Origin of the sequence: Arthrobacter sp. AOP36-A1-22, from assembly GCF_052377615.1 — a bacterium.
GTDB lineage: Bacteria > Actinomycetota > Actinomycetes > Actinomycetales > Micrococcaceae > Arthrobacter_H.
In genome coordinates, this window is sequence record NZ_JBQSWX010000018.1 from 21,626 (window position 1) to 48,620 (window position 26,995).

General features: G+C 67.3%; 21 protein-coding genes and 2 riboswitches. Of the genes, 14 read left to right on the forward strand and 7 right to left on the reverse strand.

The window, feature by feature from the left end; genetic code table 11:
- Nucleotides 1-54: 54 nt before the first annotated feature.
- The 6 genes from bioB (at nucleotide 55) to ACT3S2_RS11310 (ending at nucleotide 7,020) form a co-directional block, all read left to right on the forward strand.
- Nucleotides 55-1,173: a biotin synthase BioB gene (bioB, locus tag ACT3S2_RS11285; RefSeq protein ID WP_443382116.1), complete on the forward strand. Its 1,119-nt coding sequence runs from the start codon at nucleotides 55-57 to the stop codon at nucleotides 1,171-1,173.
- Entirely contained in the window at nucleotides 1,170-2,546 is a 1,377-nt protein-coding gene (gene bioA / locus ACT3S2_RS11290; RefSeq protein WP_443381953.1) for an adenosylmethionine--8-amino-7-oxononanoate transaminase, read from the forward strand. Before bioB ends, bioA begins: the two co-directional genes overlap by 4 nt.
- The gene (locus ACT3S2_RS11295) at nucleotides 2,543-3,739 is read left to right on the forward strand and encodes an aminotransferase class I/II-fold pyridoxal phosphate-dependent enzyme (protein WP_443381955.1); all 1,197 of its coding nucleotides are present in this window, start codon (nucleotides 2,543-2,545) and stop codon (nucleotides 3,737-3,739) included. Before bioA ends, ACT3S2_RS11295 begins: the two co-directional genes overlap by 4 nt.
- Complete coding sequence (locus ACT3S2_RS11300) at nucleotides 3,736-4,830, forward strand: cytochrome P450 (protein ID WP_443381957.1); 1,095 nt, start codon at nucleotides 3,736-3,738, stop codon at nucleotides 4,828-4,830. The genes ACT3S2_RS11295 and ACT3S2_RS11300 overlap by 4 nt, the downstream gene beginning before the upstream one ends.
- A complete protein-coding gene (bioD, locus tag ACT3S2_RS11305) occupies nucleotides 4,827-5,534 on the forward strand; it encodes a dethiobiotin synthase (protein WP_444555360.1) in 708 nt (235 codons plus the stop codon). Before ACT3S2_RS11300 ends, bioD begins: the two co-directional genes overlap by 4 nt.
- A gap of 190 nt (nucleotides 5,535-5,724) precedes the next feature.
- Nucleotides 5,725-7,020: an adenylosuccinate synthase gene (locus ACT3S2_RS11310; protein WP_443381961.1), complete on the forward strand. Its 1,296-nt coding sequence runs from the start codon at nucleotides 5,725-5,727 to the stop codon at nucleotides 7,018-7,020.
- Here the strand turns inward: ACT3S2_RS11310 and ACT3S2_RS11315 are convergent.
- Together ACT3S2_RS11315 and ACT3S2_RS11320 are read right to left on the reverse strand one after the other, a co-directional pair.
- The gene (locus ACT3S2_RS11315; protein ID WP_443381963.1) at nucleotides 7,017-8,600 is read right to left on the reverse strand and encodes an FAD-dependent monooxygenase; all 1,584 of its coding nucleotides are present in this window, start codon (nucleotides 8,598-8,600) and stop codon (nucleotides 7,017-7,019) included. The two genes, ACT3S2_RS11310 and ACT3S2_RS11315, sit on opposite strands and share 4 nt — an antisense overlap.
- Nucleotides 8,601-8,609: 9 nt before the next feature.
- Nucleotides 8,610-10,220 carry a DHA2 family efflux MFS transporter permease subunit gene (locus ACT3S2_RS11320; RefSeq protein ID WP_443381965.1) on the reverse strand — a complete coding sequence of 537 codons (1,611 nt, stop codon included), beginning with the start codon at nucleotides 10,218-10,220 and terminating at the stop codon, nucleotides 8,610-8,612.
- Nucleotides 10,221-10,313: 93 nt separating this feature from the next.
- Between ACT3S2_RS11320 and ACT3S2_RS11325 the strand changes: the two genes are divergently transcribed.
- Nucleotides 10,314-11,111, forward strand: coding sequence for a carbon-nitrogen hydrolase family protein (locus tag ACT3S2_RS11325; protein WP_443381967.1), 798 nt, complete (start codon nucleotides 10,314-10,316; stop codon nucleotides 11,109-11,111).
- A 55-nt stretch (nucleotides 11,112-11,166) separates the two neighbouring features.
- Here ACT3S2_RS11325 and ACT3S2_RS11330 read toward each other — a convergent pair whose 3' ends face one another.
- Nucleotides 11,167-11,667, reverse strand: a complete 501-nt coding sequence (locus tag ACT3S2_RS11330) for a CoA-binding protein (RefSeq protein WP_443381969.1) — start codon at nucleotides 11,665-11,667, stop codon at nucleotides 11,167-11,169.
- Nucleotides 11,664-13,019, reverse strand: coding sequence for an O-acetylhomoserine aminocarboxypropyltransferase/cysteine synthase family protein (locus ACT3S2_RS11335; protein ID WP_443381971.1), 1,356 nt, complete (start codon nucleotides 13,017-13,019; stop codon nucleotides 11,664-11,666). Before ACT3S2_RS11335 ends, ACT3S2_RS11330 begins: the two co-directional genes overlap by 4 nt.
- Nucleotides 13,020-13,174: 155 nt before the next feature.
- Here ACT3S2_RS11335 and ACT3S2_RS11340 point away from each other — a divergent pair, with 155 nt between their 5' ends.
- Nucleotides 13,175-13,741, forward strand: a complete 567-nt coding sequence (locus ACT3S2_RS11340; RefSeq protein ID WP_443381974.1) for a histidine phosphatase family protein — start codon at nucleotides 13,175-13,177, stop codon at nucleotides 13,739-13,741.
- Nucleotides 13,742-13,780: 39 nt separating this feature from the next.
- Nucleotides 13,781-15,283: an alanine/glycine:cation symporter family protein gene (locus ACT3S2_RS11345; protein WP_444555358.1), complete on the forward strand. Its 1,503-nt coding sequence runs from the start codon at nucleotides 13,781-13,783 to the stop codon at nucleotides 15,281-15,283.
- On the opposite strand, the gene acs is transcribed toward ACT3S2_RS11345, so the two are convergent.
- From acs to ACT3S2_RS11360, 3 genes are all read right to left on the reverse strand, one after another.
- Nucleotides 15,284-17,284, reverse strand: coding sequence for an acetate--CoA ligase (gene acs, locus ACT3S2_RS11350; protein ID WP_444555357.1), 2,001 nt, complete (start codon nucleotides 17,282-17,284; stop codon nucleotides 15,284-15,286). It lies immediately after the preceding gene.
- Nucleotides 17,285-17,375: 91 nt separating this feature from the next.
- Complete coding sequence (locus ACT3S2_RS11355) at nucleotides 17,376-19,070, reverse strand: sodium:solute symporter family protein (protein ID WP_444561719.1); 1,695 nt, start codon at nucleotides 19,068-19,070, stop codon at nucleotides 17,376-17,378.
- Entirely contained in the window at nucleotides 19,007-19,612 is a 606-nt protein-coding gene (locus ACT3S2_RS11360; RefSeq protein WP_444555355.1) for an OsmC family protein, read from the reverse strand. The genes ACT3S2_RS11355 and ACT3S2_RS11360 overlap by 64 nt, the downstream gene beginning before the upstream one ends.
- A 380-nt stretch (nucleotides 19,613-19,992) precedes the next feature.
- Nucleotides 19,993-20,091: riboswitch (SAM riboswitch) on the forward strand.
- 8 nt (nucleotides 20,092-20,099) lie between these two features.
- Here ACT3S2_RS11360 and ACT3S2_RS11365 point away from each other — a divergent pair.
- From ACT3S2_RS11365 to ACT3S2_RS11385, 5 genes are all read left to right on the forward strand, one after another.
- Complete coding sequence (locus ACT3S2_RS11365) at nucleotides 20,100-21,365, forward strand: acyl-CoA dehydrogenase family protein (RefSeq protein WP_444555354.1); 1,266 nt, start codon at nucleotides 20,100-20,102, stop codon at nucleotides 21,363-21,365.
- The gene (locus ACT3S2_RS11370) at nucleotides 21,362-22,771 is read left to right on the forward strand and encodes an LLM class flavin-dependent oxidoreductase (protein ID WP_444555353.1); all 1,410 of its coding nucleotides are present in this window, start codon (nucleotides 21,362-21,364) and stop codon (nucleotides 22,769-22,771) included. The genes ACT3S2_RS11365 and ACT3S2_RS11370 overlap by 4 nt, the downstream gene beginning before the upstream one ends.
- 15 nt (nucleotides 22,772-22,786) lie before the next feature.
- Nucleotides 22,787-22,876, forward strand: a riboswitch (SAM riboswitch).
- Between the two features lie 9 nt (nucleotides 22,877-22,885).
- Nucleotides 22,886-24,235, forward strand: coding sequence for an MFS transporter (locus ACT3S2_RS11375; RefSeq protein WP_444555352.1), 1,350 nt, complete (start codon nucleotides 22,886-22,888; stop codon nucleotides 24,233-24,235).
- Nucleotides 24,236-24,243: 8 nt separating this feature from the next.
- A complete protein-coding gene (locus tag ACT3S2_RS11380) occupies nucleotides 24,244-25,509 on the forward strand; it encodes an acyl-CoA dehydrogenase family protein (protein WP_444555351.1) in 1,266 nt (421 codons plus the stop codon).
- Entirely contained in the window at nucleotides 25,506-26,918 is a 1,413-nt protein-coding gene (locus ACT3S2_RS11385) for an LLM class flavin-dependent oxidoreductase (RefSeq protein WP_444561720.1), read from the forward strand. Before ACT3S2_RS11380 ends, ACT3S2_RS11385 begins: the two co-directional genes overlap by 4 nt.
- Nucleotides 26,919-26,995 lie beyond the last annotated feature (77 nt).

Consider the following 26,995-nt stretch of genomic DNA (forward strand, 5'->3'; position numbering starts at 1 on the left):
CGACACCGCTGAACGGTGTTCAATCATGATTTATGAGGGAGACGCAACGTGGCAATGCCAGCAGGAACACCAGAGGCCAGGGTCGCGGAGTCGACCGATGAGCAGACCGTAGCCAATACAACTCCGAGCAGTTGGCGTGGGGTCGTCGAGAAGGTGGCCGCCGGTCACGGACTCGACGCCGAGGGTGCAGCGGCCATCCTGGCCACCCCCGATGAGGAGACCCTCGCCCTCGTCGGCGCCGCAGGGGAGCTGCGACGTCGTCATTTTTCGAACACGGTGAAGGTCAACTACCTGGTGAACCTGAAATCGGGTCTCTGCCCCGAAGACTGCACCTACTGTTCCCAACGGCTGGGTTCGGCCGCCCAGATCCTGAAGTACACCTGGATCGACGCCGATGAAGCGGTCAGGCAGGCCGAGCTGGGCATCCAAGGCGGCGCCAGCCGCGTCTGCATGGTGGCCAGTGGCAAGGGGCCGGCCAACCGCGACGTCGACCGGGTCGCAGGGATGGTCGGCCAGCTCCGGGAACGCAACCCCGAGGTGGAGGTTTGCGCCTGCCTGGGGATCCTGAAATCCGGTCAGGCCGAAAAACTGCGCGAGGCCGGGGTCGACGCCTACAACCACAACCTGAACACCGCCGAATCCAAATACGAGGACATCTGCACCACCCACGAGTTCTCCGACCGGGTCGCCACGGTCCAGGCCGCCAAGACGGCGGGTTTGTCCCCCTGCTCGGGACTCATCGTCGGGATGGGCGAAACCGACGAGCAGCTCGTCGAGGCCGTCTTCGCCTTGCGGGATCTGGACGCCGACTCCATCCCGGTGAACTTCCTCATGCCCTTCGACGGCACGCCATTGGAAGGGACGTGGGAACTGACCCCGCTCAAATGCCTGCGCATCCTGGCCCTGGTCCGACTCGCGGCCCCGGCCTCCGAAGTCCGGATGGCCGCGGGACGCGAAATGCATCTGCGCTCCCTGCAGCCGTTCGCGCTGCAGGTCGCCAACTCGCTCTTCCTGGGCGACTACCTCACCAGTGAAGGCCAGGAGGCCGAGGCGGATCTGGCCATGATCTCCGATGCGGGCTTCGAGGTCCTGGGCGCCAGTAGGGAAAACGTCGGGGCGAACCCAACCATCCGCCGTCGTGGTGCCGGGACGGAAGTGGCCCCCAACGCATGAGTGCGCCCCACACCAGCACTGCCACACCCAGGTTGCTCGACCGGGACGCGGGCCTGCTCTGGCACCCCTATGCGAGCCTGGACGCCGGGGCGCTGTACTCCGTCACCTCCGCCGCCGGCAGCCAGCTGGAACTCGCCGGCCCCGGCGGCAGCCACCGGGTCATCGACGGGATGTCCTCCTGGTGGTCGGCGGTCCACGGCTATAACCATCCGACCCTGAACGCCGCGGCCCACGCCCAGATCGAGGTCTACAGCCATGTCATGTTCGGTGGGCTCACCCATGCCCCGGCGGTGGAGTTGGCCGAACGCCTGCGGGCTGCCGCCCCACCCGGGCTCGAGCACGTCTTCCTGGCCGATTCCGGATCGGTCAGCATCGAGGTGGCGTTGAAGACCGCCGTGCAATACCAGGGGGCCCGGCACCACACCGGCCGCCACCGGTTCCTGGCCCTGCGGGGCGGCTACCACGGTGACACCCTCGGGGCGATGGGTGTCTGCGATCCGGTGGACGGGATGCATTCGGCCTTCCCCGGTCTGGTGGCGGATCACCTCTTCGCCTCCCGTCCACCTCCGGCCCGTTTCGAGCCCGACGCGGGGACCCCGGAGGGCGGGACCTGGACCTATGACACCGAAGCACTCGATGCCTGGGAGGGCCAGGTCCGGCGGCTGGTGGCCGAGTCCTCCGACACCCTGGCGGGGATCGTGGTGGAACCGGTGCTCCAGGGGGCCGGGGGCATGTATGTCTACCCGCCGCAGGTCCTGCGGATCCTGCGGGAGATCGCCGACGCGGAGGATCTGGTGTTCATCCTCGACGAGATCGCCACCGGCTTCGGGCGCACCGGAAGGTACTTCGCCTGCGAATGGGCCGGCGTCGTCCCGGATCTGATGTGCGTGGGCAAGGCCTTGACCGGCGGCTACGTGACCCTGGCGGCACTGCTGGTCGGGCAGAAGGTGGCCCGCGCCATCGCCGCCTCCGATACCGACGCGATCCTGCATGGACCGACCTTCATGGGCAACCCGCTGGCCTGCCGCATCGCCGCCGCCTCGATGGACCTGCTCGCCACCCCGGACGCCGCCGGGGTGCCCGCCTGGAAGACCGCGGTCACTGCCCTGCAAGCCGGCCTGCTCACCGGACTGCAACCGGCGATGGAACTTGCTTGCGTCAGCGACGTCAGGGTGCTGGGAGGCATCGGCGTCATCGCACTGGATCGGCCCGTCGACATCACCGCGCTCACCCATGCCGCCGTCCGGGCCGGCGCCTGGGTCCGCCCCTTCAGGAACCTCGTCTACCTCATGCCGCCCTACGTAGCCGAGGCGGAGGAGATCTCCCGGCTCTGCTCAGCGGTGACCGGGGCGATCGCCGAGGTCCACGCATGAGCGCCTGGCAGCACTGGCTCCTAGAACGTGCCCGGGTCCGAGAGGTGCGTGGACTGGCCCGCGCCACCGACGAAGCCACCGGACTCTACGATCTGGCCTCCAACGACTACCTGGGCCTGGCCCGCGACCCCCGGTTGGCCGAGGCGGCGCACCGGGCGACCCTGCGCCACGGGACCGGTTCCTCCGCCAGCCGGGTGGTCACCGGGACACATCCGGTGCATCGGGAACTCGAAGACGGGCTCTGCCGGCTGACCGGCAGGGACGAGGCACTGGTCTTCTCCAGCGGCTACCTGGCCAATCTGGGGATCCTCGGCGCGCTCGGCGGGCCTGGAACACTGCTGGTGCTCGATGAGCAGGCCCATGCCAGTCTCATCGACGGGGCCCGGCTGGCCCGCAGCCCGCTGGCCTGGACCTCCCATCATTCCGTGAAGGAAACCATCGACCTACTGGCCAGCCGCAGCCAACCGCGGGCCGTGGTCGTCGTGGAATCCGTATATTCGGTCTCCGGGGACGCCGCCCCGCTGGCCGAACTCGCTGCCGCCTGCCGCCGGTACGACGCCCTGCTGCTGGTCGACGAGGCCCATTCACTCGGGGTGGGCACCGCCGGTGGGGCGGTGCGGGCCGCTTCGCTGGCCGCGGACCCCTCGGTGGTGGTCACCGCGACGCTGTCCAAGGCGCTCGGCGCCCAAGGTGGGGCCGTGCTGTTCGGCGGGGAACCGGCAGGAATGCTGCGCACCCACCTGGCCAGTACCGCCAGGAGCTTCATCTTCGATACCGCCCTGGCGCCCGGCAGCGCGGCGGCGGCCGGCGAAGCCGTGCGGATCCTGGAGGAAGACCCCGCTCTGGCCGGGCTGGTGCCGGAGCGCGTGGCGCTGATGACCGGCACGCTGGGCCGGTTGTTCCCTGCCGGTTCGAGTCCGGGGCAGAGGAACCAGGTCGAGGTCGAGGTCATCGAATCCGGGGCCGGGGCCGTGGTCTCCCTCCGGGTGGGATCGGCCGAAACGGCCACCATGATCGCCGCTGAACTGCGTGGGGCCGGGATCGCCGTCGGATGCTTCAGACCGCCCAGCGTCCCGGACGGCATCTCCCGCATCCGGTTGACGGCCCGGGCCACCCAGCACCCCGAGGAGCTGGTGGAGGTTTTGGCCACGGTGGCCAGAACGGTGTCACGCCATGCCCGGGTGACGGCATGAAAGCCGCCGACTACTTCACCGTCAGCGACCCGCAGCAGGTACGCGAGGTCCTTCAGCGCACCACGGAATTCCTCCCTACCAACGCCCTGACCGCCGTCGAACCCTTGGGCCCGGAGGCGCTGCGTGTCCTGGCCCGGGTCGGCTTCGCCCTGCCGCCGGTACTGGCCTCGGCCGTGGGGGAGGAACACCTGCGCGTCAGGAGACTGGTCGCCCGCTTCTTCAGCCCGGCCAAGGTCGCAGCCGTCGCCGACCGGGTCAGCTCGCTGGCCCGCGAACAGGCAGCAGGAGCCCGGCCCGCACTGGAACAGGGATCCACGCTGGACCTGGGCGAACGCGTGGGCGGGATCCCCGCGCAGATCATGTGGGAACTGATCGGGGTGCCCGGACCGGAGCAGGAGACCTTGCAACGGTGGAGCCGTGACTCGCTGGAACTGTTCTGGGGGTGGCCCGGGCCGGACCGCCAGGTCGAACTCGCCCACGGGGCCGCCGACTTCCATGCCTGGCTCAGGGAATCGGTCACCGCCAGCAGGGGCAGTACGAACCTGTTCGGGGTCCTGCACGAGGCAGGGCTGGGAGTACGGCAGATCTGTTCGCTGGGCTACTTCCTGGTCATCGCCGGACAGGAGACGACGGCGTTGCTGATCAACACCGTCCTCCACCGCACCCTGGCCGATCCCGTGGCCTGGGCCGAATGCGGCGGACCCGACGGGCTGACAGCCAGCAAGCGGCGGGTCCGTCAGGTGCTGGCCACCGAGTCCTCGGTCCCCACCTGGCGACGTACAACGGTGCCGGGGGCCACGCTGTCCGGCCGCCAACTGCCCGCAGGGGCCGAAATCCTGTTGGAACTGACCGGTCACCACGCCCCGGACGCGGTGGCCGAGGACGGGGCCGGCTATGGGCTGGCCTTCGGCCACGGATTGCACCGCTGCCTGGGCGCCCGCCTGACGGAACTCGAAGCAGGACTGGTGCTCCACGAGGTGGCCCGCACCCTACCGGACGCGGTGCCTTCCGGCCCGGAACCCGAGTGGCTGCGGCTGCTCTCCTTTCAGGCGCCTCGGGCGGTCCGGGCGCAGATCGATGGAGGAACATGAAGATCGTGATGGTCACCGGAACCGATACCGGTGTGGGCAAGACGGTGGCCACTGCGGCGCTGGCCGCCCGCTGGCAGCACGAAGGGCTGCGCGTCGGTGTGTATAAGGCGGTGCAGACCGGCATCCCCGCCACGGGAAGCGGACCGGAACCGGCGGATGTCTCCGAGGTGAACCGGCTGGCCGGGGAGGACGTCGTCGTGAAGGAAGGGATCCGGCTGCCGCTGCCCCTGGCTCCGGTGCCCGCGGCCCGGGACGCCGGGGTCGCGCTGCCACCGCTGAGCGAACATGTGGCCACCATCCGGGCCCTGGCCTCGAACGTGGACCTCGTCCTGGTCGAGGGCTCCGGGGGTCTGTTGGTCGAACTCACCGCCGCCGGACAGACCCTGGCCGAACTGTGCACCGCCGTGGACGGAGGCCTGGTGCTGGTGGCCCGCCCCGACCTGGGCACCCTGAACCACGCCCTGCTCACCCTCGAAGCCGCCCGGGCCCGCGGCCTGCAACTGACTGGGCTGTTGTTGGGAAGCTGGCCCGAAGACCCCGAAATCCTCCATGCCACCAACGAGGAGTATCTGCGCCACCGGTGCGCCACCACCTCGACCCCCTGGCTCGGGCGCATCCCCGAGCAGGCCGGGTCGTGGTCGGGGGCACGGTTCCGTGCGGGAGCGCTGCGCTGGCTCTCCCCGGTGGCCGCCGACGCTTCATGACTGGTCCAATGCGTGGAAAAAGTCGCATGTTGGCGGGCACTTGGGTAACCTTGATGCGTAAGAGCCCCTTTCACTCTTACGCTCCAGCCCGGTTTCGGGGCGGGGTGCGGAGGTCAGGGGCGTTCTTGTGTCCGGCACCGCCGGAACCCGGCGCAAGCCGGCCGCTGACCCACGCAAGGGGGAGGATCCCATGCCAGCAATCGTGATCGTCGGAGCCCAATGGGGTGACGAGGGAAAAGGCAAGGCCACTGACCTGCTCGGAGGCCGTGTCGACTACGTGGTCAAGCCCAACGGCGGCAACAACGCCGGGCACACCGTCGTCGTCGGTGGCGAGAAGTACGAGCTGAAGCTCCTTCCCGCGGGCATCCTGTCCCAGAACGCGACCCCCATCATCGGCAACGGCTGCGTGGTGAACCTCGAAGCGCTGTTCGAGGAGATCGACGGCCTCGAAGCCCGCGGCGCCGACACCTCGAAGCTGCGCATCTCGGCCAACGCCCACCTGGTGGCCCCCTACCACCAGACCATGGACAAGGTCACCGAACGCTTCCTGGGCAAGCGGGCCATCGGCACCACCGGCCGGGGCATCGGCCCGGCCTACATGGACAAGGTCGGCCGGCTGGGCATCCGCGTCCAGGACGTCTTCGACGAATCCATCCTGCGCCAAAAGGTCGAGGGGGCGCTGCGGCAGAAGAACGAACTGCTCGTGAAGGTCTACAACCGCCGCTCCGCGGAGGTCGACGAGATCGTCGAGTACTTCCTGGGCTTCGTGGAGCGGCTGCGCCCGCTGGTCGTGGATTCCACCTTCGTGCTCAACGAGGCGCTCGACGCCGGCAAGGTGGTGCTCATGGAAGGCGGGCAGGCCACGTTCCTGGACGTGGACCACGGCACCTACCCGTTCGTGACCTCCTCGAACCCGACGGCCGGCGGCGCCTCCGTCGGCTCGGGCATCGGGCCGACCCGGATCACCCGCTCGGTCGGGATCATCAAGGCCTACACCACCCGTGTCGGGGCCGGCCCGTTCCCCACCGAGCTCTTCGACGAGATGGGCGAGTACCTGCAAAAGACTGGCGGTGAGTTCGGTGTGAACACCGGACGGGCCCGCCGTTGCGGCTGGTACGACGCCGTTCTGGCCCGCCACGCCTCGCGGGTCAATGGCTTCACCGACTACTTCGTGACCAAACTCGACGTGCTCTCGAACATCGAGAGGATCCCGGTGTGCGTGGCCTACGACGTCGACGGCGTCCGCCACGATGAGATGCCGATGACGCAGACCGACTTCCACCACGCGAAGCCGATCTTCGAATACTTCGACGGCTGGACCGAGGACATCACCAAGGCCAGGACCATGGAGGATCTGCCGGAGAACGCGCGGAACTACATCCTGTCGCTGGAGAAGATCTCGGGAACCCGGATCTCGGCCATCGGGGTCGGCCCGGACCGCGAGCAGACGATCGTGCGTCACGACCTGATCGACGACTCGCTCTAGGCCTCGCGGCGGTGCGCCCTGACCCGATGCCGCACGGCCACGAACCCGTCGGGGCGCACCACCACCACGGTCCCGTCGGGTAGCCCACGCCGCGGCGATGCCCCGAAGAGGTGCAACTCGACGCCATGCTGTTGGGCCGTGATGGCTCCCCGGCCTGCGGCCCGCGCCCCGTAGGCGTGGACCTGCCACCGGGCCGAGGCCAGCGGGGCGTGGTTGTCCTCGCCCGGGTTCGTCGCCCCGATCCAGGGCAGCCGGCGGCCCACCACCGGATCCCGGCGCCGGATCCTCGCCACACCGTGGCGCGCCTCGGCCCGGGTCCGCTCCTGCTCGGTCATCCAATAGTGGATGCGCAGCTGGGAGACGTAGCCGAAGATCCGGGTGCCGAGCGGGCCCCGGGGGGCCACACGCACCAGGACCGGCCACAGCAACGGCATCACCCGGCTGCGGATGAACCGTGCCCGGGCCGTGGAGGAAGTGACCCGTGAGAAGAGTCGGTCGGTGGTGGCGACCAGCCTGCGGGCGACCGGACGGCGTTCGGCCTCGTAGCGTTCAAGATAGGACTCGGGCATGCGACCGGAGAGGACATCGGCGAGCTTGCACGCAAGATTATGGGCATCCTGCAGTCCGGTGTTCATGCCCTGGGCCCCGACGGGGGAGTGCACATGACCGGCATCCCCGGCCAGGAAGACCCGCCCGGCACGGAAGGCATCGGCCACCCGGTGGTGGACCCGGTAGGTGGCGAACCAGCCCGCCTGGGAATAGCTCACCCCGAAGTCCTGCTCCAGCGCGCCCCGGGCGCGCTGCTCATCGACGCCGACCTGATCGCCACTGGCAGCGTGGGCTGTGCTGCTCCGGGCCCCGGCGGCCTCACGCAGGATGCCCAGCAGCCTGACCCTGCGGGCGTCCGGGGAGGGGTCGGACATCGGGAAGGTCAGCAGGAAGTCATCGCCGGCGAGCCGGACGTTGATGCCCGATCCGGTGCCGTGGACGTCGTGGGCGTCGATGACGTAGAAGACCTTTTCGTTGGTTTCGCCCTCGAAGCCGATCCCCAACTGCCCGCGGGTCGGGGAGGAGGCGCCGTCGGCGGCCACCACGTACCTGGCACGGATCGTCTGCCGGGGCCCATCGGCGGACTCGACGTCCAGGTCGACCCCGTCGCCGTCCTGTCGGAGACCGAGCAGCTTCGTGTTCCAGGCCACCGCCCGCCCGCGGGATGCGAGCCGGGAGGCCAGGATCTCTTCGTTGGCGTGCTGTTCCAGGATGGTGATCCCCGGGTAGGGGGTCAGCCCTTGGCCGATCCGATCCAGCGGCACCGGATGCCACGAGCTGCGACCGACTCCCGGGCGCATCTCGTTGGCCGGGACCGCTTGGGCCAGGACCTGGTCCACCACGCCGAGCTGTGCGTAGATCTCCATGGTCCGGGCCTGGACGCCCAAGGCCCGTGATTCACGGGTGGGCCCCGCCTTGCCGTCGATGATGACCGCCTCGACCCCGAGTCGTTCCAGCCAGTTCGCCGCCATCAGTCCGGTGGGCCCGGCGCCGACGACGCAGACGTCCACGGTGCGCTGGTCGGTTTCCATGCGCTCAGGTTACTCCTGGCTGAGCCCCGCGTCGGCGCCCGTGGCGCCCTTGCCGGTCAACCGGGCCGCGGAGGCGACCCGGAACGAGGCGATCAGCCCGAGAATGAGGAATGCTGCAGCGCCGAAGAGCGACCACTGCACGCCCGTGGCGAACCCTGCGGTCAGGGCATCATGCAACGGGTTGGCGGGATTCACGCTGGAGATCAGGCCGCCTGCGGAGTCACTGAGCCCCGAGGCCATTTTGGTGGCGGTGGCCTCGTCGGCGCCGGCATCGCGTAGCAGGCCCATGGCGCTGGCCGCCGTGGCGACGGCCAGGATGGTTCCGGCGATGGCCGAGCCGAGCCCGGAGCCGATCTGGCGCACGGTGGACTGGGTGGCCGAGGCCTCGCCCGAGGCTTCGGTGGGGATGTCCCGCAGGACGGTCCCGGTCAGCTGTGCCGAGGCCAGGCCCAGCCCCAGACCGTAGACGACCAGCACAGGAACCAACAGGGCGATGGGCAGGCTGTTGCTGGTGAAGATCGCCAGCACCAGTACCCCGACGACCTCCAGCGCCAGACCGAGGATCACCACCCGGGCCGCGCCCATCAGATCGGCCAGATGCCGTGCCGCTGCCCCCGAGCCGAAGGCACCCAACGCCATGGCTGCCAGGATCAGCCCGGCTCCGAGGGTGCCGGTCTCCAGCACGTTCACCAGGAAGAGGGGCAAGACCAGCAGCAGGCCGAATTCGCCGACGGCGACCGCAGCTGCGGCGGTGTTTCCCCAGGAGAAGGTGCTGATCCTGAAGAGCGTCAAATCCAGCAGGGCGGCCTTGCCCACGGTGGCGCGGTGCCCCTGCCAGCCCAGGAACGCCGCGAGGAGCACGACGCCGGTGACCGCCAGCGGGATGACCGGAGAACTGCCTGCGGGCCAGGATACGGGGCCGATGGTCAAGGGCTGCTGGGGGGTCCACCAACCCAGTGTGGGGCCCTCGATCAGCGCGAAGACCAACAGGCCGAACGCGGAGGCGCTGAGCAGTAGCCCGACGACGTCGAATCCCGGAGACGCATGCGTGTCACTGGTTTCGGGAACGAAAAGCACGGTGCCCACGAGGATCAGGAGACCGAAGGGCAGATTGACCAGGAAGATCCACCGCCAGTCGACGCTGGAGGAGAGCCAGCCGCCCAGCAGCGGGCCGACGGCTGCCATCCCGGACATCACGGCGCCCCAGACACCGAAGGCGGCAGCACGGTCGCGCCCCTGGAAGTTGGCGTTGACGCTGGCCAGGGTGGACGGCAGGACGGCGGCACCGCCGACGCCCTGGATGGCCCGGCCCAGGATGAGGGAGGAAGAGGAGTCGGCCATCGCGGAGAACAGGCTGCCGGCCATGAACAGCACGACGCCGGCGACGAAGAGTTTGCGTCGTCCGACCCGGTCGCCCAATCGGCCGGCACTGAGCAGCAGGGCGGCCAGCACCACCGAGTAGAGGCTGTTGACCCACTGGGCGTCGCCGAGGTCGAGTCCCAGGTCGGTGATGATCGTCGGCAGGGAGACGCCGACGATGGTGCCGTCGAGCACGATCATGGATAGGCCGGCGGCCAGAACGGCCAGGGCGGCCCACTTATTGGGTTGAGGCTTCTTCACGTCCTCAACGTTACGGTCTGCACCGTCTGGATCCATCCACCTTTTGATCGATCATGGGTAGGCTGGAGGCACGCACAGCGGAAGGCGGAAACCATGAAGATCAGTGTTGGACAGCTCTCACCCAGCGGCGAAATGGCAGAGAACCTGCAGGTGGTTCGCCGCCTGGTCGCCCGCGCCAAGGATTCCGGTGCGGAACTGGTGCTTTTCCCCGAGGAAACGATGTTCACGGTCCGCAAGGTCGAGGGGGATCTGAGCACCGCCGTGGAGCGGGATTGGAGCACCTTCGTCCAGCAGCTCTCGCTCCTGGCCGCCGAATTCGGGGTCGCGATCGTCGCCGGGGGATACGAGCCCAGTGCAGACCCCCAGCCTTACAACACGCTGGTGACCATCGATTCCAGCGGTGCCATCCTGGGGACGTACCGCAAGATCCACCTCTACGACGCCTTCTCCTACCAGGAGTCCAGCCGGATCAAATCCGGCGACGTCGAGGCGGTCCCCGTCTTCGAGATCGGCGGACTGAACGTGGGGATCATGACCTGCTACGACATCCGTTTCCCCGAGGTGGCCCGCCGTCTGGCGGTCGCCGGCGCGGACGTGGTCCTCGTGGCCGCCGCCTGGTTCAAGGGCGACCACAAGATCGACCACTGGGAGACCCTGCTCAAGGCCCGCGCCGTGGAGAACACGGTCTGGGTGGCTGCCGCCGGGACGAGCTCGACGAACACCGTGGGCCACTCGGCGATCCTGGATCCGCTGGGCATCCCGGTGGCCTTCCTGGGCGAGGAAACCGAGGCGCTGGCGACCGTCGACGTCACCCGTCGCCGGGTGGAGGAAGTCCGCCAGTTCCTGCCGGTGCTGGCCAACCGGCGGATCGGCACCGACATCAATGCTTGAGGGGGGCCGACCTCGGCGGCCATCCCGGGCTTCGGGAGGGCCGCCGTCGTAGTTTCTAGGCCAGGACCTGCCGTTTGGAGGAGATGACGCCGGTGTTGAAACCGGCCAGATGCAGGCCGCCGTGGAACCGGGCGTGTTCGATCTTCACGCAGCGGTCCATCACCACGTTCATTCCCGCGGCTTCGGCCTTCGTCGCGACGTCTTCGTGCCAGGCGCCGAGCTGTAGCCACAGTGTTTTCGCCCCGACCGCGAGGGCCTCGTCCAGGACGCCGGGCAGGTCGTCGTTCTTGCGGAACACCTCGACCAGATCGGGGACCTCGGGCAGCTCGGCCAACGAGGCGTAGACCGGCCGGCCCAGGATCTCGTCCAGCACCGGGTTCACGAAGTAGACCGTGTAGCTGGTGGAGGAGAGCAGGTAGGTCGCCACGAAATAGGAGGCCCGGGAGGGTTTATTCGAAGCCCCCACGATCGCGATCGAACGGGTGTTGCGCAGGATGTTCAACCGTTCGGGGGCCGAGGGGCCGATCCATCCGCGCTCGGTGGTTTCGGTGCTCACGAGAAGACTCCGATCTCTTCGGCGCTATCTGCTGGGGTCGCATCGGCTCCGGCGGCGTCGGCGGAGGTGGCCTGGGCGGCGGTGAGTGCCTGATCCAGATCCCAGATGATGTCTTCGACGTCTTCGAGCCCCACCGAAAGCCGGATCAGGTCCTCCGGCACGCCCGCGGCGGCCAGCTGTTCGGGGTTCAACTGCTGATGCGTCGTCGATCCCGGATGCAGGACCAGGGTGCGGGCGTCACCGATATTGGCCAGATGGCTGGCCAGCTGCAGCGCCTCGATGAACCGGCCTCCGGCCTCGCGCCCGCCGGAGATCCCGAAACTGAAGACCGAGCCGACCCCATCGGGCAGCAGGTCCTGCGCCCGTTCGTGCTGGGGGTGGGAAGGTAGTCCGGCGAAGTTCACGTAGCTGACGCGGGGGTCGGCCTCGAGCCAGGCGGCGATCGTCGAGGTGTTGGCCAGATGGGCGTCCATGCGTTGCGGGAGCGTCTCGACCCCCTGCAGCAGTTGGAAGGCCGACTGGGCGGACAGGGCAGGACCGATATCGCGGAGCTGTTCGGAGCGCAGCTTCGTCAGGAACCCGTATTCGCCGAAGTTCCCCCACCAGGACACGTTGCCGTAGGAGGGCACCGGTTCGGTCAGGGTCGGGAAGTTCCCGTTGCCCCAGTTGAAGCGGCCGGATTCGACGACGACCCCGCCCATCGTCGTGCCGTGGCCGCCCAGGAACTTGGTGGCCGAATGGATGACGATATCCGCACCGTGTTCGATGGGGCGCAGGATGTACGGCGGGGTGAGGGTGGAGTCGACGACGAGCGGGATGCCCGCCTGGCGGGCGACGGCCGCCAGGCCCTTGAGGTCGGCGATGTCCCCCGACGGATTGGCGACGACCTCCGTGTAGAGGGCCTTGGTTTCCGGGCGGAGGGCGGCGGCGAAGTCGGCCGCCTCGTTGCTGTCCACGAAGGTGGTGTCCACGCCGAAGCGGCGCAGCGTCACGTCCAGCTGGGTGATGGTGCCCCCGTAGAGCTTCGAGGAGGCGACGATATGGTCTCCGGCGCCGGTCAGTGCGGCGAAGGTGATGAACTCCGCGGCCATGCCCGAGGCGGTGGCCACCGCCCCGATGCCCCCTTCCAGGGAGGCAACGCGTTCCTCGAAGGCCGCGACGGTGGGGTTGCCGATCCGGGAGTAGATGTTCCCGTACTTCTGCAGGGCGAACAGGTTGGCCGCGTCGTCGGTGTCCTTGAACACGAACGAGGTGGACTGGTAGATCGGGACCGCACGGGCCCCGTGCTCGGCATCGGGGGTGCCTCCGGCGTGCAGGGCGCGGGTACGGAATCCAAACCGGTGATCGGACATCTACGTGGTGGCTCCTTCGGGGTGGGGTCGGGAGGTTCCCGATCCCCCATCGTGACAAATCTCCGGGTTCCATCAAAGAATGTTTCGCCACGTGGCGCTTTTTCGTGGCCGGTCCGAACAAACTGCACGCTGCGGGCCCCGGATAGGATGGGTGCATGGGAACACGCATTGCGCTGGTGCGCCACGGGGAAACCGCATGGAACGCCGAGGGCCGTCTTCAGGGGCAGACCGACATCCCCCTGAACGAGGCCGGCCGGGCCCAGGCCCGCGCCGCCGGGGAGCGATTGGCCGAGCATGACGGCGACTGGGGCACCCTGGTCTCCTCGCCGTTGGGCCGGGCCGTGGAGACCGCCACGCTGATCGGTACCGCGCTGGGTCTCGAGGCGGTGGAACCCGTTGTGGGGCTCCAGGAACGCCACTACGGCGAGGGCGAAGGCCGGGCGGTGCTCGGGATGCCTCGCCCCCGGATCGACGAACTACTGCTCAGTGCCGAACCCGAAGCCGAGGTCGTCGACCGGGGGCTGGCCGCGTTGGTCGGCCTGGTCCGGGAGCATCCGGACGCTGATCTGGTGGTCGTCGCCCACGGGACCCTCATCCGGCTGGTCATGAGCGCCCTGCAGGACGCCGTCCACCCGCGGTTGGAGAACGGGGAGATCGTGCTCACCGACACCTGCCAGCTCGAGAACACGATGGTGCGACGGAATTCGACACCCGTCCACTAGGCCGGTGATGTATGCCACAGGTTCTGATACGGTTTTTCAATGACTCTCGCGAACCTGAATGACTGGCTCGGTACCTCTGAAGGCTGGTTGTGGACCTTCATCGGCATGCCCGTCGTCGTCGTCCTGGCGCTCTATTTCACCCTTCGAACCAAAGCCGTCCAGTTCCGCATGCTGCCGGCCATGTTCAAATCCATCACGGAAAAAGCGCAACGCGACGAGGACAGCAACACGAAGTCCCTGTCGGCGTTCCAGGCGTTCATCGTCTCCGCGGCAGCCCGCGTCGGGACCGGCAACGTCTCGGGCGTTGCGGGTGCCTTGTTCATCGGCGGGCCCGGTGCGGTGATGTGGATGTGGATCATGGCCCTGTTCACCAGCGCCGCGAGCTTCATCGAATCCACGCTGGCCCAGCTCTACAAGACCCGGGGCGAAGACACCTATAAGGGCGGTCCGGCCTTCTACATCCACCGCGGCCTGGGCAGCCGGGGCTTCGGCGTCTTCTTCGCCACCCTGTTCATCTTCTGCTTCGCGCTGGCCTTCACCTCGCTGCAGTCCAACACCATCGTCGACGCCGTCACCGGCGCGGTCGGCACCTTCACCGATCCGGAATCCGTGACCTGGCTACCCTGGGCCCTGGGGCTGCTGCTGGCCGGCATGACCGCCGCCATCGTCCTGGGCGGGATGCGCCGCGTCGCCTTCGTGGCGCAGAACCTGGTGCCGTTGATGGCACTGATCTACGTCAGCTTCGGCCTCGTGATCGTGCTCATGAACTTCGAAGAGCTCCCACGCGTCATCGGCCAGATCGTCGACGGGGCCTTCAACGTCAAGGCAGCCGTCGGCGGCGGCATCGGCGTCGCCATCGTCCAGGGCGTCCAGCGCGGCATGCTCTCCAACGAAGCCGGCATGGGCTCGGTCCCCAACGTCGCCGCCACCGCCTCGGTCAGCCACCCGGTCAAGCAGGGACTGACCCAGACGCTGGGCGTCTACTTCGATACGCTGCTGATCTGCTCGATCACCGCGTTCATCGTCCTCATCGCCTTCCCGGACCTCGGACAAGGCGGCGAAGGCCTGGTGATGGTGCAGGAATCCCTGGTCGGCAACCTGGGGGCGTGGGCGGCGATCGCCCTGGCGGTGATCATGTTCCTGCTGGCCTTCACCTCGGTGCTGGGCAACTTCTCCTACGGGGAAGCCAACGTCAACTTCATCACCCGGAACAAGCGGGTGCGGACCCTCTTCGCGCTCGCCGTCACCGCCGTCGTCTTCCTCGGGTCCGTGATCTCCGTTGACCTGGCCTGGTCGCTGGCCGGGGTCACGATGGTCTTCATTGCCATGATCAACCTGGTGGTGATCACCATCCTGGCACCCACCGCACTCAAGCTCCTGCGCCACTACAACGCCCAACGGGCCCAGGGCCTGGACCCGGTCTTCCTGGCCACCGACATGCCGGAAATCAAGAACATCGATTGCTGGACCGAAGAGGACGTCAGTGACCACCTGACCCAGCGCGGCTACCAGCGGAAGGTGTCGGTGTCGGACACCGAATGATCAGCCAGCGGTACAAATTCGCTGCAGGGCGGGCAGGCACTCTTCATTCTGCAGGCTCGTCGTATCGCCCAACGCGGATCCTTCGAACAGTTGGGTCAATAGCCGGCGCATGATCTTCCCGGACCGTGTCTTGGGGACATCGGGGACGAAAACGATGTCGCGCGGTTTGGCGATCGGGCCGATCTGGGTTGCCACGTGAGCGCGCAGATCGGCGGCGGCGGCCAGTTGCGAGGGCGTCGACCCGGAACTGGTGCCGCCCCCGAGGAGCGCCTTGTCGCGGGGCACGACGAACGCCGTTGCCGCATGGCCGGTCGTGGCATCGACGGAGGGGCAGACCCCCGCCTCGACGACCCCCGCATGGGAGACCAGAGCTGATTCGATCTCGATGGTCGAGAGCAGATGACCCGAGATGTTCACCGCATCATCGGTGCGCCCCAGGATCCAGATGTCGCCGTCGTCGTCGTACTTCGCGCCGTCTCCGGCAAGGAACCAGCCCTGCGCGGCGTACTTCTGCCAATAGCTGGTGAAGTAGCGTTCCGGATCGCCCCACACGGTACGCGCCATGGCCGGGCCGGTGGCGGTGAGCACGATGTTCCCTTGCACGTTCGCCGGGACCCGGGCGCCGTCCTCGTCCACGATGTCCGTGGCCACCCCGGGAAGTGCGCGGGTGCCGCAGCCGGGCTTGAAGCTTATGTCGGTGGGGCGGGGGGAGAGGACCGTGGCGCCGGTTTCGGATTGCCACCAGGTGTCGACCATCGGGATGCCTGCATTGGGCTCACCGGGAACCACGGAATCGCGGCCGACTTGGGTGCGCAGCCAACGCCAGGCCTCGGGGTTCACGGCCTCCCCGACGGTGCCGGCCATCCGGATGGAGGAGAGGTCGTGATCGGCGGGGATACCGTCCGGGAACCAGCCCATGAGCGAGCGCACCAGGGTCGGGGCCGTGTAGTAGCTGGTCACCGAATAACGTTCGATGATCTCGAAGTGCCGTCCCGGATGCGGGGCGTTGGGGACGCCTTCGTAGAGGACCTGGGTGACACCGTTGGACAGTGGTCCGTAGATCTCGTAGGTGTGGGCGGTGACCCAGGCCAGGTCGGCGGTGCACCAGTGCACGTCCAGGTCCCGCTGGCCGGGGTCCGGATGGCTGAAGAGGAACTCGTGGCTCCAGGAGGCTTGGGTGAGGTAGCCGCCGGTGGTGTGCACCAGACCCTTGGGCTTCCCGGTGGTCCCCGAGGTGTACATGATGAACAGCGGGGTTTCGGCGTCGAAGGCCTCGGCGGCGTGGGTGCGCGGCTGCTTCTCGACCACCTCGTGCCACCACAGGTCCCGGCCTTCGGTCCACGCGATCCCGCTGCCGGTGCGACGGATGACCAATACGTGTTCGATGGCGTTGTCCCCGGCCACCGCGGCGTCGGCGTGGGCCTTGACCGGCACCGCGGTTCCGCGGCGGAACTGGCCGTCGGTGGTGACCAGGAGCTTCGCCCCGGTGTCCTCGACCCGGAATCGCAGGGCCTCGGCCGAGAAGCCGCCGAAGACCAGCGAATGCACCGCACCAATCCGGGCGCAGGCCAGGGTGATGACAATGGTCTCCACCAGCACCGGCAGGTAGATGACCACGCGGTCCCCGACGCCGATGCCCAGGGAGGTCAAGGCGTGGGCCGCCTGGCTGACCATGCCGGTCAGCTCGGCGTAGGTGACACTGCGCCGGTCCCCGGGTTCGCCCTCGAAATGCAGGGCGACCTTCTCCCCCTGGCCGGAGGCGACATGCCGGTCGGCACAGTTCACCGCCGCATTGAGTTTCCCGCCCTCGAACCAGCGTAGTTCGGGGCCCCGGCGGGCCACCGGGTCCACGGCGGTAGTGCTGTGGATCGTATGCCAGGGTTCGGTCCAGTCCAGGCGTGCCGCGGCCTCGGCCCAGAAGTCCAGGCGTGCGGCTTCGGCGTTCAGGACATCGAGCTGGGCGTCGGCAGTGGGGGAGTCCATTGTCGGTACGTTGGTCATGGGTGCTCCAATCGGGTGGGCAGTATGACGCGGGGCCATGTAAGGCTTCCCCGCGGTGGGTAGCGGCCCCCGGGAGATGACCGGTGGGGTCCTAGGCGGAAACCGGGATGGTTTCTTCCGTGGTGGGCAGGTGCTGCCGGCGGGTGGTTCCTACGGTGAGATTGAAGATCGCCAGTGAGTAGAGGGTCACGGCGGTGAAGAGTCCCAGCCCCAGAAGCCCGAAATGTCCCAGCCATTCTCCGAACGTCAGCAGTGCTGCAGCGACCAACGTTCCACCCGCGGTGTAGCGGATGCCGGCCGTTCGTCGTTTTCGATCCGGGGTGGATTCCCAGGGCACGGTCACCAGCGTGACCACGACCATGACTGCAAGGTTGATGCCCATTCCAACCCACACGGGATGGATTCCTGCGAAGAACGTTGTGGCGGACCAGCCCGAGAGCTGGTTCCAGGCAATGCCGGCAAGGAACCCGGAAAGCATGGCTGCATGTACTGCCCGACGGCTGGCCAACGGCCAAAGGAAGACCGCGAGAACCGGCGCCAACGTGGCCCCGTTGCGCAAGGTCCAGGCAAGGACGTTCCACCAGGCAGCCTGCTCGGTGCGAAGGATCCCGTAAAGGATCATCAAGGCCGTCAGGGCAACCAAGGAGTACCGGGTGTAGCGAACCAGATCTTGTTCGGTGGCCTTGGGGCGTAATGCGCTGCCGACATCACGGCCCAGGGACGTGGCTCCGGAAAACTGGCATGGCCCCGCCCAGCCCATGGCGCAGGCCCAGACGCCAAGGAAGAAGAGGCCGACCAGCGGCGCCGGCAGGGTCTCGCTGATGTAATAGGGGACAGCCACGAGGCCAAGTTCCTGGTCGGGAACCGCAATGGCTGCGGAGGTCCCCACCAGGGCACCGAGGACGATGAAGGGGATCCCGAAGAGGGCTGCCGCATACAGGCCCTTCTGGCCGTCACGCGGAGAGCGGCAGGACATGGTCATTTGGAAGGCAGCCTGCGCCAGCGGCACATTGACGATGAATGTCCCAAACCAGGCGACGATGAGGGACAGCCCGGCATTTCCGGGGTCGACCATCGCCGGACGGGTGGCTGCCAATTCCTGCCAACCGCCGGGGCCGGGATTCGACAACACTACGAAGCCCGCGATGACGAGCATGACGACGAAGACCAGGCAGTTCAACGTCTGATTGAATGCCACGGACCTCATGCCGCCCGACCAGAGAAAAACCAACAGAAGCAGCGCGGTCGCAGTGACCGTCCATTGCAGCGGCAAATCGGTGAACGCCGTCAAAGCCGAGGCGAAGGCGATCGTTGTGGCCACCGACCACATGGGGAAAGTGACCGCCGTAATGACGCCCGCGATGGCTTTAGCCGCCCGACCGAACCGATCACCGATGATGCCGGTGACCGTCACGACGAGCTTCTCCCGCAGCGGTTTCACCAGCAACAAGGCGATCAGCAGAATTTGCACCGTTTCGGCCACTCCGTACCAGGCAGCGGAAATCCCGGTCCGATAGCTGAGTTCCATGATGGAAATATATGAAGAGCCCGAGAAGAGCCCCGTGATGCAGAAGGCGACGGTCCAAGGGCTGAAGGAACGGCCGCCATCGAAGAAGCCCTGTCCGCCGGGACGCCCTGCGCGCACGCGGGACCAGCGGCCGCCAAAGAGCAAAAGAGCCGTATAGCCCACGGCTAAGCCGATGGTCCATGCGCCCGCCGATGTCACTGCTCCACCTTTCGGGACCGCGAGTCGAGACCGCGAGAGAGGGCATCCGCGTTGTTGCATTCCCTTTCAGGAGCGTCGACATCGATCAACTCCGCGAAATGCCAGCGGAGATCCACGACAACGCCGGCGGCGCGGATCAGGGTCAGCGCCGGACAACGTGATTCCACGGACGTCGTCAGCTGGTCCAACCGGCTGGCATCTTGTTCTCCGGTCTGGACGTGGACGGCGATCCGGCAGGAATGAAAAAAGGGCTGGACATCGGCGGTACCGGCGAATCCGCGCGTGTCCTGGGTAGCCAGGCAATAGGTCTCGATGGCTTCGAGACCGATCTGCAGTTCCTCGGCGATCTGTTCGACCACCACGCCCAGGCATGCGTTGACTGCGCCGACCATGTATTCCATGGGAGTGGGGGCGGTATCGGTCCCGCCAACGGGTTCGGGCTCGTCCACTTCGAAGCCGAAGGCCCGGATCCGGATCTTCGTCCGCATGGATCCCTGCCACGTCCCTTGGGAACGAATGCGTTTGTCGTGGGCTTTCGGGGAGACGGAGCCCCCGAGGCGGGTCTGCTGTGCGTCGGTCGTACGGGTCGGGGCAATGCTCATGAACTCAGCTCCATCGTTCCTGGCGGAAGCACCTTCGCCGGTGACGGGTTCCGCGGGGTGGCGGGGCCTTGTTCGGCGTGGTTGCTGCGGCGTCACGGAGCCAGATCTCTCGGCCGCTCGGGATGGGTACCTTTCCACTAAAGGCCACCGGCACCAGAAGAAGCAACTTCACACGACGCGTTGCGAAATATTTCATTGATGTTTCCTGCGAGGTGCCCGGATTGAACTTTCGTGTCCAGAACCCGTGCAAATAACGGAAATATTCGATGTTGCTTGGATTGCCTGGGGCTCGGAACCTGGGCTGAAACACCCCGGAAAAGTGGTTTCCGTTGACTCCAACGGTGGCGCTGAGGGCCCATGATGTGGCCCAATGGAGACAACAACCATCCAGAGCGGCCGAGAGATCTGGCTCGATGACGCCGCAGCAACCCCTTCCCGATCCGTCGGGAGGAAGGTGCTCACGCCGGAACCGATGGAGTGATGTTCTGTGGCTGCCCTGCCGATCGACGAAGCGACCCCGCGACACCTGATCAAACTGACCCCCGGCGTGCCCGCCGACGGACACTACGACGAACTCGCGGCGGTCTTCAGACCCGTGTTCGCCAGCATCGCCGATGGCGCCGCCGACCGAGATGCCCGGCGGATCCTGCCCTTTGAACAGGTCGGCTGGCTCAACCAGGCCCGCTTCGGTGCCCTGCGGGTCCCCCGGGAGGTCGGCGGCTTCGGCGCCTCGCTGGTTGATTCCTTCCGCCTGCTCATCGAGCTGGGGGAGGCCGACTCGCAGATCGCCCAATTGCTGCGGGCCCATATCGGCTTCGTCGAATCGGTGCTGCTGCTCCACGACGAGGCGGTCAAGGCGCGCTGGTTCGCCCGCTTCGTCGCCGGGCAGATCGTCGGCAACGCCTACACCGAGCGCGGCGGCAACGACCTGGGCCACCTGAACACCGCCGTCGAACAGTCCGAGGCCGGCTGGATGCTCACGGGGCAGAAGTACTACTGCACCGGGACGATCTTCGCCGACTGGGTGGCGGTCACCGCCATGGCGCCAGCGGTTGAAGGACGCCACGTCGCGGTGGTGTCCACCCAGCATTCGGGGGTGGTCATCCACGACGATTGGGACGGATTCGGCCAACAGCTCACCGGCACCGGGACCACCGGATTCGCCCGGGTTCCCGTGGATACGCTCCTGGACCCCGAGGTGCTGGACGTCCACCCGGAATCGGCCATCTTCCAGTTGGTACTGCTCGCCGTCCAGGCCGGTATCGCCCGGGCGGTCCTCGCCGACGCCCGCGCCCACACCCAACTGCGTGAACGCGCCTTCACCACCGGAACCGGCGTCCCCTCCCGGCATGAACCCCAGGTCCTGCAGGTCATCGGAGAGATCTCGGCGACCGCCTGTGCCGTGGACGCGATCCTGTTGGCCGCCATCGCCGAACTCGAATCGGTGATCGGCCAACCGGGGCTGAGCCCCGCGGAGCAGTACGCGGTCAGTGAGCTGGCCGCCAACCGGGCCCAGACGAGCATCCAACCACTCGTGCTCGAGGCGACCAGTAAGCTCTTCGACGGCCTCGGCGCCTCGGCGACCTCCACCGCCTGCAATCTGGACCGCCACTGGCGCAACGCGCGCACCATAGCCACCCACAACCCCGCCATGTACAAGTCCCGCATCGTCGGCGACTACGAGGTCAACGCCGCGACGCCGCGCAAACTCGGCGCCGTCGGCGACCTCAAGACCCCTGAAGGAGAAAAATGAGCACCACACCAGCACGCCGCCGGATCCGCCTGAACGCCTTCGACATGAACTGCGTGGTCCACCAATCGCCGGGGCTGTGGCGTCATCCGCAGGACCAGGCGTGGCGCTATAAGGAACTGGGCTACTGGACCGAACTGGCCAAGACGCTGGAGAAGGGGCTGTTCGACGGGATCTTCATCGCGGACGTCTTGGGCACCTACGACGTCTACGGATCCACCAACTCCACCCCGCTCTCCGCCGGCGCCCAGGTCCCGGTCAACGACCCGTTCCTGCTGGTCTCCGCGATGGCTTCCGTCACCGAGAACCTCGGCTTCGGGGTCACCGCCGGAACCGCCTACGAACACCCCTACCCGTTCGCCCGCCGACTGGCGACCCTGGACCACCTGACCAACGGCCGCCTCGGCTGGAACGTGGTGACCGGATACCTGCCCTCGGCAGCCAGGAACATGGGCCAGGAAGACCAGATGGAACACGACGAACGCTACGACCACGCCGATGAGTACCTCGAAGTGGTCTATAAGCTGCTCGAGGGTTCCTGGGAGGACGACGCCGTTCTCCGCGACCGGGAATCGGGGGTCTACACCGACCCGTCGAAGGTCCACGAGATCGGCCACGAGGGCAAGTACTTCAAGGTCCCGGGCATTGCCATCACCGAACCCTCGGTGCAGCGCACCCCGGTCATCTACCAGGCCGGTGCCTCCCCGCGCGGCCTGGAATTCGCGGGGGCGAACGCCGAATCCGTCTTCGTGAATAGTCCGACCAAAGAAATCCTCACCGACACCGTGCGGAGGATCCGGGACAATGTCGAGGCCGCCGGCCGCGACCGCTACGACGTGAAGATCTACACGATGCAGACGATCATCACCGCTGCCACAGACGAGGAGGCGCAGAACAAATACGCCGACTATGCCTCCTACGCCGACATCAACGGGTCGCTGGCCCTGCTCTCGGGCTGGACCGGAATCGACATGTCACAGTACGACCTTGACGACGTGATCGGTGAGGACGTGAAGTCCAATGCCATCCAGTCCTCGGTGGAGACGTTCAAGAAGGCCTCCGGGGATGACGGCAAACCGTGGACCATCCGCCAGTTGGCCGAATGGATCGGCGTCGGCGGTTTCGGCCCGGTCACCGTCGGTGACGGGGCCCAGGTCGCCGCGAAGCTCGTCGAATGGGTCGAGGACACCGACGTGGACGGCTTCAACATCGCCTACGCCATCACCCCGGGCACGTTCGAGGACGTCGTCGAATTCGTCATCCCCGAACTGCAGGCCCTGGGTGCCTACCCCACCGAATACGCGCCGGGGACCCTGCGCCAGAAGCTCTTCGGCGCCGGGGACCGGGTCAAGGACAGCCACCGGGCCGCCGACTACCGGCTCGCGGGAGCACAACTGGCCACCAGCTAGCAGCACCTACGAGAACCACCATCCAGAGCGGACGAGAGACCTGGCTCGTTGACTCCGCAGCAACCACCCGTTTCGGGCAGGTGCTTCCGCCGGGACCGATGGAAAGGAACCACCATGACCACCACCACGCCCACCCCGCCAACCCGCAGGATGCGTTCACGCGTCGCCGTCGCCAGCTTCATCGGCACCACGATCGAGGGCTACGACTTCGTGCTCTACGGGCTCGCCGCGGCGACTGTCTTCGGCCCGCTGTTCTTCGCACCGGCCGACCCGTTGGTCGGGACCATGGCGGCCTTCGCCACCTATGCCGTCGGGTTCATCGCCCGCCCCATTGGTGGGCTTCTTGGAGGGCACTACGGGGATCGGATCGGACGCAAGACCGTGCTGGTTGCCTCCCTGCTGCTGACCGGTATCGCCACCACGGCGATCGGTTTGCTGCCCACCCACGACACTGCCGGATGGATTGCCCCGGCGCTACTGCTGATCCTGCGCGTGGCCCAGGGCATCGGCTACGGTGCCGAATGGGCGGGAGCCGCCCTGATGACCGTCGAACACGCCGCCCCCGGACGCCGCGGACTGACCAGCAGCGCCACCCAAATCGGCCCGAGCGCGGGCATGCTGTTGGCCACGGCGGTGCTGTTGGGACTGGAATCAGCCCTGCCGGATGCCGCCTATCTGGCCTGGGGATGGCGGCTGCCGTTCCTGGCGAGCATCCTGCTGGTCGTCGTCGGTCTGGTGGTGCGGCTGAGGATCGAGGACAGCGCCTCCTTCAAACAGGTGGTTCAAACGCAGCAGGTCTCCCGCCGCCCGGTGCTGGAATCGCTGCGCACCCATCCCCGCCAAGTCGCCCTGACCACCGGGCTGCGCATCGCCCAGAACGCGTTCTACTACGTCTACACGGTCTTCATCCTGACCTACCTGGCCCAGGGCGGAATCAGCCGCGAAACCGGGTTGCAGGCCATTCTCATCGCCTCCGCCCTCGGACTGGTCACCGTCCCGTTCTGGGGCTGGGTATCGGACAGGATCGGGCGCCGGCGCACCTACCTCTTCGGCGGGATATTCAGCATCCTGGTTGCCCTGATCGCCTTCCCGCTGCTCGATACCGGCAGCTTCGTGCTGATCGTGCTGACCGTCGTGCTGGGCATGAACATCGGCCACGACGCGATGTATGGGCCGCAGGCGGCGTTCTTCTCCGAGCTCTTCGACACCCGGGTCCGCTTTTCCGGGGTGTCCATCGGCTATCAGATCGGTTCAGTCCTGGGCGGTGGCCTGGCCCCGCTGGTGGCCACCGCGCTGCTGGCCGCCGGCGGCGGCAGCCCGATCTGGGTCATCGCCTACTTCGTTGCGGTCGGCGCGCTCACCGTCGTCACCACCCTGCTTTCCCCCGAAACCAGTGCGCGGGATCTGGACGCACGCCAAGACGCCTGCCCCGTCTCCGAGCCCGAACATACCCTCGTCAGTTAGGAACGACCATGAGTGAAACCACCACCACCCCACCGGCCTTCGACACCCCCGTGCCGGAGGGCTCCGAAGCCCGCTATCTTGCCCTGGCCGCACGCTTCCGCCCCGTCTTCGACGCCATCGCCGTCGACGCCGTCGCCCGCGAACAGGACCATGTGCTTCCCTTCGAACAAGTCGGGTGCCTCCAGGAGGCCGGTTTCACCACCTTGCGGGTGCCGGCCGAATACGGCGGGAACCCGGTGAACCATGAACACCTGTTCCGGCTGCTGGTGGAATTGGCTGCCGCCGATTCCAACGTGGCCCATCTGCTGCGATCACATTTTTCCTTCGTCGAAACCATCGCCTTGCAGCCGCGGGACTTCCGCAACACCTGGTTCCCGCGGGTGCTGGCCGGGCAGATCTTCGGCAATGCGGCCACCGAACGCGGTGGCAACGCCCTGGGCACCACGGCAACGAAACTGAGCGAGCACGACGGCGGATGGGTCCTCAACGGTGCGAAGTACTACACCACCGGCAGCATCTTCGCCGACTGGGTGGTCGTGATGGCCAGCACCGAAGGTGTCGAAGGCCGGCAGTACGCCGTCGTTCCGGTCGGGGCCGACGGGGTGACCATCCACGATGACTGGGACGGCTTCGGCCAACCGTTGACCGGCACCGGAACCGCGATCTTCGACAACGTGGCCGTCGAGTCTGCAAACATCATTTCCCGCAAGGTCACCAGCACGCTGGAACCGGCGTTCTTCCAACTGGTCCTGCTGGCCGTGCTGGCCGGGATCGGCCGGGCCGCCCTGTGCGACGCCTCCGAACTCGTCGCCGCCCGCACCCGCACGTTCAATACCGGCTCCGGCGGACTCTTCCGCGATGACGCACAGATCCAGGAACACGTCGGCACCCTCGCCGCACGGGTCTATGCCGCCGAAGCAGTGGTTGCTGCAGCGGCCCGCGACCTGGACGCCGCCGTCGATCCGGCTGTGGCCCTGGACACGGAAGCGGCGTTCCTGCGCGCGGAAATCGCCGTGCAGAAAGCCCAGGTGACTGTCCCGCCGCTGGTCCTCGATGCCGCAGGGGCCCTTTTCGACGTGACCGGGGCCTCCGCCACCAGCCGCGGAAAATCCTTGGACCGGCACTGGCGCAACGCCCGCACCGTGGCCACCCACAACCCGGCGGCCTTCAAGGCCCGCTCCGTCGGTGACTTCCATATCAACGCCACCATCCCCATCGGCCTGAACAGCATCGGCGAAGCCACCACGACTCCGAAGGACACCACCCGAGCATGAGCACCAACCAACGCCCGCGCCTGCTGCTGAGCGCCTTTTTGATGAACACCCCCAGCCATATCCTGGGAGGCCAGTGGCGCCACCCCGAGGCGCAACAGCACCGCTATAACGAACTCGGACTCTGGGTGGATCTGGCCCGCCAACTCGAGGACGCAAAATTCGATGCCCTGTTCTTCGCCGACGTGGCGGGCCTCTACGGCAACCATGGGGGCGGGTGGGCCTCCCTGGTGGAGAAGGGTCTCCAGGTTCCCTCCAATGACCCTCTGGTGCTGGCCTCCGCGCTGGCCGCGACGACCTCTCAGATCGGCTTGGCGCTGACCAGCTCGGTGGTGCAGTCCGACCCGTTCCAGATGGCCCGCCAGTTCTCCACCCTGGACCACCTTTCGGGTGGCCGGGTGGCCTGGAACATCGTGACCAGCGTGTTGGAGAACTCCCACCGCAACTTCGGGGCGACGGGCCTGGCCGCCCACGCGGACCGCTATGACTGGGCCGAGGAGTACGTGGCGGCGGTCTATAAGTTGTGGGAAGGCTCCTGGGCGGATGGGGCTGTGCTGGCCGATAAGCAGACCGGTCGCTATGCCGATCCGGCCCGGGTGAATAAGATCCACCACCAGGGCCCGCGCTATTCGATCGAAGGCCCGCATTTGTCCTCGCCGAGCCCGCAGCGCACCCCGTTCCTCTTCCAGGCCGGCAGCTCACCGCGAGGCAAGGCCTTCGCTGCCACCCATGCCGAGGCCACGTTCCTGTTCGCCCCGACCACCGACTACGTGCGCAAACAAGCCACGGCCATCCGGGCGCTGGAGGCCGAAGCGGGCAGGTCACCGGGGGACGCGAAGATCTTCGCAGGACTGTCCTTCGTGGTGGGCAGCACCGAGGCCGAGGTCCGGCGCAAGGAGGCGGAGTACGACGACTACCTGGACCCCCACGCCCTGATCGCCCATATCGGCGGGGGCATCGGCGTGGACCTGGGGGGCCTGGACCTGGACACCCCGCTGGGCGATATCGAAACCGAAGGGGCCCGCGGAATCCTCGAAGCGGTCATCGCCTCGGTGCCCGGCGGAAAGCCGACCGTGGGGGATCTGGCCCGCTCGCGGGCGAAAGCACAACAGATCTCGGGGACCCCCGAACAAATCGTCGACGAACTCGAGCGCTGGCAGGACGCCGGGATCGACGGGATCAACATCGTCAACCAGATACTTCCCGGCTCCTATACCGACTTCATCGAGGGGGTCCTGCCGGAGTTGCGGGCCCGCGGTCTGGCCCAAAGCGAGTACGCGCCCGGCACCCTGCGGGAAAAGGTCTTCGGCCGGGGCGCCACTCTGGAAGACAACCACCCGGCCGCCGTCTACCGGGGAGCTTTCTCCGGTTGCTCGGCAGCGGCCACGCAGCAGGCAACCCCGGTGGGCTGACGGGCGTCGACGGGCCTTGTAGGGTGGTGGCCATGACGGAACCAGCACCGCAGAACCAACCGTCCGATGCCGAGCTG

What these genes read in the sequence shown, in the direction of transcription:
- bioB (WP_443382116.1), top strand. Translation starts at nt 55, where the DNA reads ATGCCAGCAGGAACACCAGAGGCCAGGGTCGCGGAGTCGACCGATGAG.
- bioA (WP_443381953.1), top strand. Translation starts at nt 1,170, where the DNA reads ATGAGTGCGCCCCACACCAGCACTGCCACACCCAGGTTGCTCGACCGG.
- ACT3S2_RS11295 (WP_443381955.1), top strand. Translation starts at nt 2,543, where the DNA reads ATGAGCGCCTGGCAGCACTGGCTCCTAGAACGTGCCCGGGTCCGAGAG.
- ACT3S2_RS11300 (WP_443381957.1), top strand. Translation starts at nt 3,736, where the DNA reads ATGAAAGCCGCCGACTACTTCACCGTCAGCGACCCGCAGCAGGTACGC.
- bioD (WP_444555360.1), top strand. Translation starts at nt 4,827, where the DNA reads ATGAAGATCGTGATGGTCACCGGAACCGATACCGGTGTGGGCAAGACG.
- ACT3S2_RS11310 (WP_443381961.1), top strand. Translation starts at nt 5,725, where the DNA reads ATGCCAGCAATCGTGATCGTCGGAGCCCAATGGGGTGACGAGGGAAAA.
- ACT3S2_RS11315 (WP_443381963.1), bottom strand. Translation starts at nt 8,600, where the DNA reads ATGGAAACCGACCAGCGCACCGTGGACGTCTGCGTCGTCGGCGCCGGG.
- ACT3S2_RS11325 (WP_443381967.1), top strand. Translation starts at nt 10,314, where the DNA reads ATGAAGATCAGTGTTGGACAGCTCTCACCCAGCGGCGAAATGGCAGAG.
- ACT3S2_RS11335 (WP_443381971.1), bottom strand. Translation starts at nt 13,019, where the DNA reads ATGTCCGATCACCGGTTTGGATTCCGTACCCGCGCCCTGCACGCCGGA.
- ACT3S2_RS11340 (WP_443381974.1), top strand. Translation starts at nt 13,175, where the DNA reads ATGGGAACACGCATTGCGCTGGTGCGCCACGGGGAAACCGCATGGAAC.
- ACT3S2_RS11345 (WP_444555358.1), top strand. Translation starts at nt 13,781, where the DNA reads ATGACTCTCGCGAACCTGAATGACTGGCTCGGTACCTCTGAAGGCTGG.
- acs (WP_444555357.1), bottom strand. Translation starts at nt 17,284, where the DNA reads ATGACCAACGTACCGACAATGGACTCCCCCACTGCCGACGCCCAGCTC.
- ACT3S2_RS11355 (WP_444561719.1), bottom strand. Translation starts at nt 19,070, where the DNA reads ATGCAACAACGCGGATGCCCTCTCTCGCGGTCTCGACTCGCGGTCCCG.
- ACT3S2_RS11360 (WP_444555355.1), bottom strand. Translation starts at nt 19,612, where the DNA reads ATGAGCATTGCCCCGACCCGTACGACCGACGCACAGCAGACCCGCCTC.
- ACT3S2_RS11370 (WP_444555353.1), top strand. Translation starts at nt 21,362, where the DNA reads ATGAGCACCACACCAGCACGCCGCCGGATCCGCCTGAACGCCTTCGAC.
- ACT3S2_RS11375 (WP_444555352.1), top strand. Translation starts at nt 22,886, where the DNA reads ATGACCACCACCACGCCCACCCCGCCAACCCGCAGGATGCGTTCACGC.
- ACT3S2_RS11380 (WP_444555351.1), top strand. Translation starts at nt 24,244, where the DNA reads ATGAGTGAAACCACCACCACCCCACCGGCCTTCGACACCCCCGTGCCG.
- ACT3S2_RS11385 (WP_444561720.1), top strand. Translation starts at nt 25,506, where the DNA reads ATGAGCACCAACCAACGCCCGCGCCTGCTGCTGAGCGCCTTTTTGATG.